Here is a 13,065-nt window from a genome sequence, read left to right on the forward strand (position 1 = left end):
AAAGGACCTTCCATGACCAAGCTCAGGCTGGCCATCGTCGGCGCAGGACCCGCCGGCATCTACGCCGCAGACATCCTGCTGAAGGCCGAGCGGAAGTTCGACGTCTCGATCGATCTCTTCGAGCACCTGCCGGCGCCCTACGGGCTCGTGCGTTACGGCGTCGCGCCCGATCATCCGCGCATCAAGGGCATCATCACCGCTCTGCGCGAAGTGCTCGACCGCGGCGACATCCGCATCTTCGGCAACGTGCACTTCGGGACCGACATCACGCTCGAAGATCTCAAGCGGCACTACCACGCCGTGATCTTCGCCACCGGCGCCGTCCGTGACACCTCCCTCGACATCCCCGGCATCGACGCGCGGGGCTCCTACGGGGCAGCGGACTTCGTGAGCTGGTTCGATGGACACCCCGACGTGCCCCGCGAGTGGCCCCTGACCGCCGCCTCGGTCGCGGTCATCGGCAACGGCAACGTCGCCCTCGACGTCTCGCGCATGCTCGCCAAGCACGCCGACGATCTGCTCCCGACCGAGATCCCCGCGAACGTGTACGAGGGTCTCAAGGCCTCACCGGTCACCGACGTGCACGTGTTCGGCCGCCGCGGCCCGGCGCAGGTGAAGTTCACGCCGCTCGAACTGCGCGAGCTGGGCGAGCTCCGTGACGTCGACATGGTGGTGTACGACGAGGACTTCGACTACGACGAGGCCTCCAAAGCCGCCATCGCCAGCAACAAGCAGGTCATGGTCATCGACCGCGTGCTGCAGTCGTGGCGCAAGCGCGACTCGGTGAACAATGCCGGCGGGACCGCGTCTCGCCGACTGCATCTGCATTTCTGGGCGAAGCCGGTCGAAGTCAAGACGGATGCCGACGGCCACGCCTCGGCGTTCGTCTACGAGCGCACGCGCCCGGACGGCGAGGGCGGCGTCGCCGGCACGGGGGAGCTTCGCGAGGTGCCGATCCAGGCGCTCTACCGCGCCGTCGGCTACTTCGGCTCGCCACTGCCGGGGGTGCCCTTCGACAAGAGGCATGGCGTCATCCCGAACCACGAGGGTCAGGTGCTGCACAAGGACTCCAACGAGCGCGTGCCGGGCGTCTACGCCACCGGGTGGATCAAGCGCGGACCGGTGGGACTGATCGGCCACACCAAGTCCGACGCCATGGAGACCGTGCGTCACCTCATCAACGACCAGGGGTCGTGGTGGCAGCCGGAGAACCCCTCGGAGGAGGCGATCCCGGTGCTCCTCGCCGAGCGGGGTGTCGCGTGGACCGACCTCGACGGGTGGCACCGGCTCGACGAGCACGAGGTCGCCCTGGGGCTGCCGCACGAGCGTGCCCGAATCAAGGTCGTGCCCCGCGACGAGATGGTCACGATCTCGCGCGGGCAGTGACGGGAGCCGACCCCTCCTGCACAGGGCGCCGCCCGGGGGGGGGGGGTCCTCCACAGAACCCCGCGGCACCCGCCGCCGCGCTGTCCTCGCTCCGTGAGCATGGCTGAGCGAGACGATCCGCACCTCCGGCGGACGGCTCGTGAAGCCCCCGGTGCGGCTCCGCCGTGCGGGATCAGGGTGGCTCGGGAGGCGGCAGCGCGCGCCTCGCGGACGTTGGGGACTCCCGTCGTGCCGCGGCATCCTCCCGGGCTGCGCCTCCCCTCTAGGCTGACGACATGAGCGAGGAGTGGGGACCCGACATCCTGGGGCCCGGCTTCTCCCAGCGCACGCTGCCGCTCGGCCGGGACGACGGCGGCGAGATCGTCGCGACCCTCGTGCGCAGCGTCCCGCACCCCGCGGCGCGGCTCTTCGGCGCGTTTCGCGACGTCGACGTGCTGTACGTCCACGGGTGGTCGGACTACTTCTTCCAGACCGAGCTCGCCCGGTTCTGGACCGACCTCGGGGCGCGGTTCTACGCACTGGATCTCCGTCGTTACGGCCGGAGCTTCCGCCCCGGGCAGCGCCCCGGCGACGTGTCATCGCTCGATGACTACGACGCCGAGCTCACGGCGGCGCTCGCGGTCATCGAGACCGAGACGGCGACGGCGCGTCCGCTCGTGCTGCTGGGTCACTCCACCGGCGGGCTCGTGCTCACGCTGTGGGCGGCGCGTCATCCCGGTCGCGCGACCGCGCTCGTGCTCAACAGTCCGTGGCTCGAGCTCCAGCTCGGCCCGATCGGGCGCCAGGCGCTCACGCCGCTCATCAACGCCCGCGCCCGTGTCGATCCGCTGGGCCCGCATCCCGTCGTCGATCTCGGTTTCTATACGCGCGCCCAGCGGGAGCTCGGCTCGCTCCCGGATGCCCCGGACGGGTGGCGGCCGGAGCGGGGCTTCCCCACGCATCCGCGGTGGCTCGCCGCCGTCGTCGCGGGGCATCGCCGCGTCGCGGACGGTCTCGACGTCGGGTGCCCGGTCCTCGTCCTGCTCTCGACGAGATCTACGCCGCCCCTCCGGTGGCTCCCGGAGATGACCGCCACCGACTCGGTGCTGGTGGTCGACGACATCGCCCGCGCAGCCACGCGCATCGGCGAGCTCGTGACGATCGCGCGGATCCCCGAGGCGATCCATGACGTCTTCCTGTCCGCACCGACGCCGCGTGCCGCCGCGTTCCTGACGCTGGAGCGATGGATGCGGGCCATACGCTGAGACGACATCGCCGGCGAAAGGGCATCATGGCAAAGCAGGACCCCGAACTCCTCCTCAAGCGCGTCCTCCTGACGATCTTCGGCGTGCTCGCGATCGGTGGCGGCGTGATCTCGGTGACGGCGTGCGTGCGCGCTTTCGTGGTGCACGGTGACTCGCCCCTGATGCTCATCGGCATCCTCGGCGGGTTGGCCGCGATCGCTGCGGGGTTCTACTACCTCTACCTCGTGATGAACCCCTCGCGGTCCTTTCCTCGCCGCTGATCCGCTCTCGTGCGATGATCGGAACGAGATCGCATCATCCGGGGGGCATGCATGGGACGAGATCGTCGATGGCGTACGCCGATGGCAGCGATGCTCGGGGCGATGCTGATGGTCCTGGGCGCGTGCGCCGCCGACCCGGTGGCCGACCGTTCGCCCACGGCGTCGCCGGTCTCGACCGCGTCTCCCACGGCCGTGCCGGTCGTGCAGCCCACGGCCACACCGGAACCCCAGCCGACGCCGGAGCTGTGCGACGCGGGAAGCCTCGTCGCCATCTGGGCCCATTATGACGATGACCTCATCTTCGGACACACCCGCGTCGCCGATGCGCTCGCCCAGGGCCAGTGCGTCACGATCGCCTACCTCTCCGCCGGGGACGCGGGAAAGGGCCTCGACTATTCCCGCGGTCGCGAAGACGGCATCCGCGCGGCCTACGACACGCTCCGCGGATACGACGGACAGTGGAACCAGACCACCGACACGCTGGAGACGGGCGTCACCGTCGCGGAGTGGAGCCCGGTGTCCGACCCCCGGCTGACGCTCCTATCTTTCCGGCTCGTGGACGGCAACATCGACGGCAGCGGCTTCGCGAGCATGGGCTACGAGAGCCTCGAGAAACTCGCCAACGGCACCATCCCGACCGTGCGCGACGTCGACGGCCCGGAGAACCTCACGATCGACGACATCACGCACTCCCTGGTGGAGATCATCTCCGACGCCGAGCCCGACGCGCTCCTCACCGGGATGCCGCGCGAGGCCGTGGATCTGGCCAGGGGCGACCACTCCGATCACTCGTCGACCGCGTCGTTCGCCCGTGCCGCCTGGCGCAGCATGGAGTACGACCCCGCGGCCGTCAGCTTCGCCATCGGCTACCAGACGTCGGACTACGACCCGAACGTGTCGGGCGACGAGCTGGCACGAAAGGTGGCCGCCTTCGCCACCTACTCGCAGCACGATCCGGTTGTGGCGAACTGCCACGACCTGGACTCGTGCCTGAACATGCGCCTGTTCGGCGCGTGGCTGCAGCGAGAGTATGCCCGCGGCGCGTCGGAGCTCGACCTCGGCTGAGCGGTCCACAAGCCGGGATCCCCCGCCGGCGTCACCCGAATTGACGCCGGCCGGGGACCGACAGGCCGCAGGTGGAGTAACGGCGGTCCGGTCGACGTCCCCAGAACGAGCGACCGGTCCGTCACGTGCCCGATCCCCAAGGACGGACCCCCCTGGCTGGGAAGGACGATACCGTCCCCATCCCCCCGAAATGGGGAACATGAGAGAAGCCTCACACCACGCGCGGCGCGGGCGCGCGTGAGGGGAGCGGACGACCGGAGACCGCGCGCCGACGCCCTTCCCGATGTCGGGATGCGGCCCTAGAGTCGCATCCACGGCCGGAGAAGGGATCCGGTGCACGTGGGCGAATGGCATCCGATCATGGCGGCCGTCGAGGGCCCGACCGGGACATGGCGGATGGTCGATCCGCAGGGCGTCGAGTACGGCCGTATCGAGATCCGCCGTGTCATGAACGGAACGCAGGTCGCCTACAAGGCCATGCGTCGCGGCGCGGTGCTGGGATGGGCGAACACGCTGCGCCTCGCCTGCTACAAGGTGCACATGGACTACCTCGCCGCCATGAGCCCGGGCTACCGCTCGGCGGCCCCCACGCCGGACGAACTGGTGCCCGGTCGCGCTCGCGCGTCCTACCGGTAGTTGATGAACTGCAGGTCGACGTCGAGGTCGGCCGCCTTCAGCAGGCGCTGAACCTCCTGCAGGTCGTCGCGGCTCTTGGACTGCACGCGCAGCTCGTCGCCCTGGATCTGCGACTTGACCGACTTCGGGCCCTCGTCGCGGATGAGCTTGCCGATCTTCTTCGCGTTCTCCTGCGAGATGCCTTCCTTGAGCGTCGAGACGATCCGGTACTCCTTGCCGCTGGCGACGGGCTCGCCGGACTCGAGGCTCTTGAGGGAGATCCCGCGCTTGATCAGCTTCGACTGGAAGACGTCGAGGACGGCCGCGGCACGCTCCTCGGTGTTCGCCTTGATGAGGATGGACTCGCCGCTCCATTCGATGGAGGAGCCGGTGCCCTTGAAGTCGTAGCGCTGCTCGACCTCTTTGCGAGCCTGGTTGAGCGCGTTGTCGGCTTCCTGGCGGTCGATCTTGGAGACGATGTCGAAGGAGCTGTCGGCCATGACGCGAGTGTAATCCGACAACCGGCATCGGCCCCAGCCGGCGGGTTCTTCGTAAAATGGTGGCCATGCGTGCCCTGACCGAAGACGAATTGCGGGAATCGCTCGTCAACGCCGCGCCGGACGAGAAGCGGGTCGTCGCACTCCCGGTCGACTTCCTCCTCACTGATTGGGACCACCTGGACTTCCTCGCGTGGCGCGACCCGCGCACGCGCGGGCGGGGGTACCTCGTCACCGAACGCGACGGCGCGCCTACGGGCGTCGTGCTGCGGGCTGCCGAGGGGACCTCCCGGGCGCGTTCGGCGATGTGCAACATCTGCCACACGATGCAGCCCGCCGATCAGGTCGCCCTGTTCACGGCCCGCAAGGCCGGCTCGGCGGGGGACGCCGGTGCGAGCGTGGGCACCTACATCTGCGCCGATCTGTCGTGCCACGAGAACGTGCGCTTGGCGCCGCCGCTGGCACCGAGCGAGGTGCGGGCGAGCGTGGATCTGAAGATCGACGGCACCCGCCGACGCACCGAGGCCTTCGTGGAGCGCGTGCTCGAGGCATCCTGAACCCGCCACGGCGGCGTCGCCACGTGGTTCTGTGCGCGCCGCGCGGCAGAGTAATATGGGTGATCGCGCCTCTGGTCGACTGAGAAAGCCGGGCGGGTGCGCACCCGGCGAGTTACCCAAGCGGCCAAAGGGATCTGACTGTAAATCAGACTGCTCAGCATTCGGGGGTTCGAATCCCTCACTCGCCACCAAAGGTCTGAAGGGCTCCGCGCAGCGGGGCCCTTCAGACCTTTATCGGGCATTGCGGGTTCGGACCTCGGTTGGGCCCACACCGCCGGAGGCTCCGCGCGCTGCGGAGCGGCGCGTGGAGGGGCGGTGGGGAGAATCCCTCACTCGCCACCAAAGGTCTGAAGGGCTCCGCGCGCTCAGGGCTCGCTCGGGCGGATCGCGTCGAAGGCGTCCTGCAGCGCGTCCTGCACCGCGCGCAGCGCGGCGCGTTCGGTCGATCCGCGCCGCACCGCCGTGAAGATATCGCGACGAGGCATTCCGGGAAGTTCGACAGTGCGCACGGGCGCGGCGGCGCCGGCGTGCACGAGGTCCGGAATCATCCCGACGGCGTGCCCCGCGGCGACCAGCCGGACGTGCGCGGTGAGGTCGGCCAGCTCGAAGCGCACATCGGGTTCGAACCCGGCAGCGCGGCACTGCTGCGTGGCCCACTCTCGGGCGGCGGTGCCGCGCGGCTCGAGGACCCATGCCCGCTCGCGCAGGTCGGCGAGCTCCGCGGGCGCCTCGCCCGGTGGCAGCGCCAGACGCACATCGTCGTGCCCGAGGAGGGTGCGCTCCAGCCCCGATCGGTGCTCACGCGTGTGGCCCGGGTACTGCTCGGCGATCACGAGGTCGAATCCTCGGGCGGCAAGCTCGAACAGGCCCTCCTCCGGGGCGAGCTCGGCGACCTCGACGCGCAGCGTCGGCTCCCGCTCCGCCAGCAGGGTGAGCGCTGTGGGCACCAGCCCGTGCGCGGCCGATTGCATGACCGCGACGCGCACCGGGGCCAGCGACGGCTGCATGCGCTCCAGTTCTGCGCGTGCCTGCTCGTCCGCCTCCAGCATCCGGGCCGCGTGGGCTGCGAGCGCCTCGCCCTGGGGCGTCAGCCGGACGCGCCGGCCATCGGGCTGCAGGAGCGCCACCCCCGCCTCGCGCTCGAGCTGGGCGAGTTGCTGCGAGATCGTCGACGGGCTGTAGGCGAGCGCATCGGCCACCGCGGCGAGGGTTCCGCGCACCGAGAGCTCGTGCAGGAGACGCAGACGGCGAAGGTCGAACACGGGCGCTCGTTTCTTCGATCGATGTGAAGAATACCGATCATAAACCATCGCTTTTCACAACGGATGCGGAGCCGCAGACTGGGCGCACCGACGAAAGGATCGCCATGACCCTCGCGCCCGAGCACACACCGCTCGCTTCCCCCGCCGAACTCGCCGACGACGCCGTCGCGCTCGTGGAGGCGTGGCTGCGAGAGTCTCGCGGCGAGCCCGTCGACGCCTCCGCGCAGCGGTTGGCCGGCGTCCTCGGCGACCCCCACGGTCTCGACTTCACCGTCGGCTTCGTCGATGGCGTCGTGCGCCCGGAGGACCTCCGCGTCGCCGCCCGCAACCTCGCCGCGTTGACGCCGCTCATCCCCGCGTTCCTGCCCCTGCCGCTGCGCGCGGCCATCCGGCTCGGGGCGTTCGCCGCGCCGATCGCGCCGAGCATCGTCGTCCCGATCGCCCGTCGAGCGCTCCGGACGATGGTCCGCCATCTGATCGTCGACGCGACCCCGAACAAGCTCGGCCCCGCCATCCGCCGCATCCGAGGAGAGGGCGACGGCACCCGCCTCAACGTGAACCTGCTCGGCGAGGCGATCCTCGGCCGCGCCGAGGCGGCGCGCCGCCTCGAGGGCACGCGTCGCCTCCTCGACCGCGACGACGTCGACTACGTATCGATCAAGGTCTCATCGACCGTCGCACCCCACACGCCGTGGGCCTTCGACGCCGCCGTCCAGGACGCAGCGGATGCCCTGCGGCCGCTGTACCGCGCGGCACGGGCCGGTCGGAAGTTCCTGAACCTCGACATGGAGGAGTACAAGGATCTCGATCTGACCCTCGCGGTCTTCACGCGCATCCTCGACGACCCGGAGTTCCGCGACCTCGAGGCCGGCATTGTCCTCCAGGCCTACCTCCCCGACGCGCTCGGCGCCATGATGCGCCTGCAGGAGTGGGCATCGGCGCGCGTCGCCGGCGGAGGGGCGCCGATCAAGGTGCGGGTCGTGAAGGGTGCGAACCTGCCGATGGAGCGCGTCGACGCCGACGTCCACGACTGGCCGCTGGCGACGTGGCCGTCGAAGCAGGCGACGGATGCCTCGTACAAGGCCGTGCTCGACTACGCCCTGCGACCCGAGCACGTCGCCGCCGTCCGGATCGGTGTGGCCGGTCACAACCTGTTCGACATCGCGCTCGCGTGGCTCCTCGCCGAGCGGCGCGGCGTGACGGGCGGCATCGACGTCGAGATGCTCCTGGGCATGGCCACGGCCCAGGCGGCCGTCGTCCGCCGCACGGTCGGCTCGATCCTCCTGTACACCCCCGTCGTGCACCCCAAAGAGTTCGACGTCGCGATCGCCTACCTCATCCGCCGACTGGAAGAGGGGGCATCGAGCGAGAACTTCATGTCGGCGGTGTTCGATCTGGAATCGGACGAGGGGCTGTTCCGCCGTGAGCGCGACCGCTTCCTCGCCGCCGTCGCCGACATGCCCGCGAGCGTGCCGGCTCCCGCTCGCACGCAGGACCGCACCGCCGACCCCGAGCCGGCGCCGCGCGAGGGCTTCCGCAACGCCCCGGATTCCGACCCGGCGATCGCCGCGAACCGCCGGTGGGCCGAGGGCATCCTCGAGCGGATGCCGACGTCGACGCTCGGGAACGACACCGTCGCCGCCCACACCCTGACCACGACCGACGAGCTCGACGCCGTCATCGACGGCGCTGTCGCCGCCGGCGCGGCATGGCGGGCGCTGGGTGCTGCCGGTCGTGCGGAGATCCTCCACCGCGCGGGCGACATCCTCGAACGCCGTCGCGCCGACCTCATCGAGGTCATGGGTGCCGAGTGCGGCAAGGTGATCGAGCAGAGCGACCCCGAGGTCTCCGAGGCGATCGACTTCGCGCACTACTACGCCGAGCGGGCGCGCGATCTCGAGAAGGTCGACGGCGCGCAGTTCGCGCCGGCGCGCCTGGTCGTCGTGACGCCGCCATGGAACTTCCCCGTCGCGATCCCCGCCGGATCCACCCTCGCCGGCCTCGCGGCCGGCAGCCCCGTCGTGATCAAGCCGGCGAAGCAGGCGCGACGCTCGGGAGCGGTCATGATCGAGGCGCTGTGGGAGGCCGGCGTCCCTCGCGATGTGCTGCAGTACGTGCAGCTGGCCGACCGAGAGCTCGGCACCCGGCTCATCGCGCACCCCGCGGTCGAGCGCGTCGTCCTCACCGGGGCGTACGAGACGGCCGAGCTCTTCCGCTCCTTCCGTCCCGACCTGCCCCTGCTGGCGGAGACGAGCGGCAAGAACGCCATCATCGTCACCCCCAGCGCCGACCTCGACCTGGCGGCCAAGGACGTCGCCTTCTCCGCCTTCGGTCACGCCGGGCAGAAGTGCTCGGCGGCGTCGCTCGTCATCCTCGTCGGCTCGGTGGCCTCGTCGCGTCGTTTCCGCTCGCAGCTCGTCGACGCGGTCACCTCTCTCGAGGTGGGCGTCCCCGAGGATGCCGCCAGCCGCATCGGTCCGCTCATCGGTCCGGCCGATGGAAAGCTGCTGCGCGCGCTCACGACTCTCGAGCACGGCCAGCGGTGGCTGGTCGAGCCGGAGCGGCTCGACCAGGACGGTGCCCTCTGGCGCCCCGGCATCCGCGAGGGCGTGACGCCCGGGAGCGAATTCCACGTGACGGAGTACTTCGGGCCGGTGCTCGGGATCATGACGGCGGCGAGCCTGGACGAGGCGATCGGAATGGTCAACGCGATCGAGTACGGGCTCACCTCGGGGCTGCACTCCCTCGACGAGAACGAGATCGCCACATGGCTCGACGGCATCGAGGCGGGCAATGCGTACGTCAACCGCGGGACGACGGGCGCCATCGTGCAGCGCCAGCCGTTCGGGGGCTGGAAGAAGTCGGCTGTCGGGGCAGGCGCGAAAGCCGGTGGACCGAACTACCTCGTCGCGTTCGGGTCGTGGGCGGATGCCGCTCCTGCGGCCGCGCGCACCGACGCCGCCGTGGCTCCCGCGCTCGCCGCGGTGGCCGCATCCGACCGCCCGTGGCTGGCGGCCGCTCTCGCCACCGACATCGTCGCGCAGTCCGAGGAGTTCGGCGTCGCACGCGACGTGAGTGCCCTGGCGTCGGAACAGAACGTCTTCCGCTACGCGCCGGTACCCGTGACCGTGCGCCGGGAGGCCGCCTCGGAGGCCGAATTGGTCCGCGTCGTCGCCGCGGGTGCGCGCGCCGGTGCGCCGATCGTCGTGAGCACGGCGGAGGAGCTGTCACCGGCGGTGCGTGCGTGGCTGGACGGGGTCGGCGCCGCCGTCGCCGTCGAGAACGCCGGCGCATGGCACCGCCGCGCCGGACGGCTGGCCGGAGAGGGTGGCCGCGTGCGGCTTCTCGGTGGCTCGGCGAGCGATGTGGCGGCGGCGACGGCGGGCTCGCCCTCTCTCGCGGTCTACGCCGGACCGGTCGTCAGCGCGGGGCGTATCGAGATGCTGACGTTCCTCCGAGAGCAGGCGGTCTCGATCACCGCGCACCGATTCGGCACCCCGCGTCGCTACGAGGTGCCCACCGCGCTCGCTCGCTGACCTGTCCCCAGCTATGTCGACCTGCCCGGGCAGCCGGCGGGTGGCGTGCCAGGATGGACACAGCCGGACGAGAGGAATCCCATGACCGCGCCGCAGCAGCAGCATCCGACTCCGCCACTCACCGCCTCAGCCGAACGCGGACGAGGGCTCTTGCGGGCCGCGATCTGGGTGGCGATCGGCGCGCTCATCGCCGCCGCCATCGTCTGCGTCGTCTGGGTGCTCATCGGGCCGGAGAACGGCATCATCGGTCGTGCGTTCCTCACCATCCTGCTGCTGGCGGGCTTCGCGGGAGTCGCCATCCTCGACGCCTCCCTCGCGCCGCGCCGGCCGGCGTGGTTCGCGCTGACCAGCATGGTGACGTGGGTCGTCACGCTGCTGCTCGGCGCCTTCCTCGTGTGGATGCCGACGCGCTGGGACTTCGACGGCTTCGGGCGCTTCATCTCGTTCCTGGTCATCGTGCTCGTGCTGCAGCTCGCGCTGCTGCACGTGCGGCTCTACACCAAGGCGCTCGCGCGGCACGACACGGCCTTCACCCGCACGATCGGGATTCTCACGCTGGCGCTGGTCACGGCGCTCACGGTGATGCTGGTGCTGCCGCTGGCCTTCCACGAGTTCATCGACTTCGGCGACCTGTACTGGCGATTCGTCGTGGCCATCACGATCCTCGCCGCCGTGGGGACAGCGCTGATCCCTCTCGTGAACGCGCTCTTCGCGCCGAAGACGCCCCGCCCGTCGGCGCCGGCGCCGCTTGCGCCGTGGCCCACGTACGTCGACGGCGTGACGCCGCTTCCGGTGATGCCCGACGGGTCGCCGGACTGGAACGCGTACTACACGGGATACCCGACGTACGCGCAGCAGCAGCCCGCGCCGCACTACCCGCAGCCGCCGGTGCCCCAGCAGGCTCCGCCGGCGCAGCAGCAGCCGCCCGCATCTCCGGCGCAGCAGCAGCCGCCCGCTCCGCCCACCGCTCCGCAGCCCCCCGCGCCGCATCCCGGCTACCAGGGCTTCCCGCCGCCGCCCGCGCCGCCGCAGTAGGGTCCCGCGGACTACAGTGCGAGGAGCTCCCGTGCCGCCATCGCGGCATTGTGCCCGCCGATCCCGCTGACGGCCCCGCCGCGGCGCGCGCTGGAGCCGCAGTAGAGGATCCCCGGATGCTCCGTCGCGACGCCCCAGCGCTCGGCGGGCGAGTGCGCCTCACCGTCGAGCCACGGCCACGACAGCGGGCCGTGGAAGATGTCGCCGCCTGACAGGCCCAGCGACCGTTCGAGATCGACGGTCGTCCGCGCCTCGATGCACGGCGACCCGTCGGGCGCCTCGTAGAGGCAGTCCGCGATCGGCTCGGCGAGGATCGAGTCGAGGCTCCGCTGCGCGGCCGCGAGGAGCGACGCCCGTGCCGCCGCGGCATCCGTGTCGCTGATGAGCCGGTGCGGCACCTGGAGTCCGAAGAGCGTCAGCGTCTGCGCGCCTTCCGCCTGCAGCTGCGGGCCGAGGATCGACGGATCGGTGAGCGAATGGCAGTAGATCTCCGCTGGGAGCGGCTCCGGCACCAGGCCCGCGCTCGCCGTGGTGTAGGCCGACTCGAGCTGCGACATCGTCTCGTGCACGTGGAAGGTACCGGCGAACGCGGCCTCGGCGCGGACGGACTCGTCGCGGAGGCGGGGCAGCCGCCGCAGCAGCATGTTGACCTTCAGCTGCGCGCCCTCGGCGACGGGGCCGGACGCGGCGCCGGCCCCGCCGTCGTGCAGCAGCCGGGCGAGCACGTCGCGACCGACGCCGCTGAGCACCACGCGGCCGCGGAGGGTGTCGCCGCGTCGGTCGTCGATGCGCACCTCGCCGTCGGGCGTCACTGCGACGACGCGTGCGCCGGTGCGAAGCTCCGCGCCCGCGTCGCGTGCGGCCCTTTCGATCTCGGCGCTGACGCGCCCCATCCCCCCGACGGGAACGTCCCAGTCGCCGGTGCCGCCGCCGATCACGTGGTAGAGGAAGCAGCGGTTCTGTCGGAGCGAGGCCTCGTCGGCGGAGGCGAACGTGCCGATCAGTCCGTCCGTCAGCGCGATGCCGCGCGCGATGTCCGACTCGAGGGCCGACCGCAGCAGCGACCCCAGCGGACGCTCGACCACATCCGTCCACAGCGCGTCGTCGCCGAGCCGTCGCCGGAGCTCGGCGGTGGTGGGGAGCGGTTCGGTCATCGTCGGGAAGACCGTCTCGGCCAGCGGGGTCATGCGGCGCGTGAACGCGGCGTACCGCTCCGCCTCGCCGCGGTCTCCCACCGTGCGAGCGAACGACGCGGACGTGGCGTCGGCATCCGCGTTGTCCACGAGGATGCCTTTGGTGGGATCGGCCGGATCGGGCGTATACGACGAGTAGCGACGTCGGCGCAGATCGATGTGGAGGCCCAGGTCGCGGATGATCTGCCGGGGGAGCAGGCTCACGAGGTACGAGTAGCGCGACAGCCGCGCATCCACTCCCGGCCAGGGGCGCTCCGACACCGCCGCTCCACCGACGTGCCCGGCCTGCTCCAGCACGATCACGCTCGCACCCGATCCGGCCAGATAGGCGGCGGCGACGAGCGCGTTGTGGCCGCCGCCGACGATCACCACGTCGTGCGTGTACCCCGGTGTGCGCGCGTTCATGCCACCACGG

The 13,065-nt window shown here is 71.1% G+C and carries 11 protein-coding genes and 1 tRNA gene; 9 read left to right on the forward strand and 3 right to left on the reverse strand.

Translation table 11 applies throughout. From position 1 onward, the window contains the following. The first annotated feature begins 12 nt into the window (after positions 1-12). From ACTU3I_RS06890 to ACTU3I_RS06910, 5 genes are all read left to right on the forward strand, one after another. Positions 13-1,386 (forward strand): FAD-dependent oxidoreductase, encoded by a 1,374-nt coding sequence (locus ACTU3I_RS06890; protein ID WP_442924917.1) that lies wholly within the window; start codon positions 13-15, stop codon positions 1,384-1,386. Positions 1,387-1,661: 275 nt separating this feature from the next. Continuing rightward, positions 1,662-2,630 (forward strand): alpha/beta hydrolase, encoded by a 969-nt coding sequence (locus ACTU3I_RS06895; protein ID WP_442924918.1) that lies wholly within the window; start codon positions 1,662-1,664, stop codon positions 2,628-2,630. 26 nt (positions 2,631-2,656) lie between these two features. Beyond that, a complete protein-coding gene (locus tag ACTU3I_RS06900; protein WP_442924919.1) occupies positions 2,657-2,890 on the forward strand; it encodes a hypothetical protein in 234 nt (77 codons plus the stop codon). Positions 2,891-2,971: 81 nt separating this feature from the next. Next, positions 2,972-3,955, forward strand: a complete 984-nt coding sequence (locus ACTU3I_RS06905; RefSeq protein WP_442924920.1) for a PIG-L family deacetylase — start codon at positions 2,972-2,974, stop codon at positions 3,953-3,955. A 333-nt stretch (positions 3,956-4,288) separates the two neighbouring features. Next, complete coding sequence (locus ACTU3I_RS06910; RefSeq protein WP_442924921.1) at positions 4,289-4,591, forward strand: hypothetical protein; 303 nt, start codon at positions 4,289-4,291, stop codon at positions 4,589-4,591. On the opposite strand, the gene ACTU3I_RS06915 is transcribed toward ACTU3I_RS06910, so the two are convergent. Continuing rightward, the gene (locus tag ACTU3I_RS06915) at positions 4,582-5,070 is read right to left on the reverse strand and encodes a YajQ family cyclic di-GMP-binding protein (RefSeq protein ID WP_442924922.1); all 489 of its coding nucleotides are present in this window, start codon (positions 5,068-5,070) and stop codon (positions 4,582-4,584) included. The two genes, ACTU3I_RS06910 and ACTU3I_RS06915, sit on opposite strands and share 10 nt — an antisense overlap. A gap of 65 nt (positions 5,071-5,135) precedes the next feature. Here ACTU3I_RS06915 and ACTU3I_RS06920 point away from each other — a divergent pair, with 65 nt between their 5' ends. After that, a complete protein-coding gene (locus ACTU3I_RS06920; RefSeq protein WP_442924923.1) occupies positions 5,136-5,624 on the forward strand; it encodes an FBP domain-containing protein in 489 nt (162 codons plus the stop codon). 106 nt (positions 5,625-5,730) lie between these two features. Continuing rightward, a tRNA-Tyr gene (locus ACTU3I_RS06925) sits at positions 5,731-5,815 on the forward strand. 174 nt (positions 5,816-5,989) lie between these two features. Here the strand turns inward: ACTU3I_RS06925 and ACTU3I_RS06930 are convergent. Then, complete coding sequence (locus ACTU3I_RS06930) at positions 5,990-6,886, reverse strand: LysR family transcriptional regulator (protein WP_442924924.1); 897 nt, start codon at positions 6,884-6,886, stop codon at positions 5,990-5,992. A 104-nt stretch (positions 6,887-6,990) separates the two neighbouring features. Here ACTU3I_RS06930 and ACTU3I_RS06935 point away from each other — a divergent pair, with 104 nt between their 5' ends. Together ACTU3I_RS06935 and ACTU3I_RS06940 are read left to right on the forward strand one after the other, a co-directional pair. Beyond that, positions 6,991-10,422: a bifunctional proline dehydrogenase/L-glutamate gamma-semialdehyde dehydrogenase gene (locus ACTU3I_RS06935; RefSeq protein ID WP_442924925.1), complete on the forward strand. Its 3,432-nt coding sequence runs from the start codon at positions 6,991-6,993 to the stop codon at positions 10,420-10,422. Positions 10,423-10,503: 81 nt separating this feature from the next. Then, positions 10,504-11,457 carry a hypothetical protein gene (locus tag ACTU3I_RS06940; protein WP_442924926.1) on the forward strand — a complete coding sequence of 318 codons (954 nt, stop codon included), beginning with the start codon at positions 10,504-10,506 and terminating at the stop codon, positions 11,455-11,457. 11 nt (positions 11,458-11,468) lie between these two features. Here the strand turns inward: ACTU3I_RS06940 and ACTU3I_RS06945 are convergent, their stop codons facing one another. Continuing rightward, positions 11,469-13,055 carry a phytoene desaturase family protein gene (locus tag ACTU3I_RS06945; protein ID WP_442924927.1) on the reverse strand — a complete coding sequence of 529 codons (1,587 nt, stop codon included), beginning with the start codon at positions 13,053-13,055 and terminating at the stop codon, positions 11,469-11,471. Between the last annotated feature and the right edge of the window lie 10 nt (positions 13,056-13,065).

Origin of the sequence: Microbacterium sp. RD1, assembly GCF_052220165.1 — a bacterium.
In the GTDB taxonomy this organism is placed as follows: domain Bacteria; phylum Actinomycetota; class Actinomycetes; order Actinomycetales; family Microbacteriaceae; genus Microbacterium.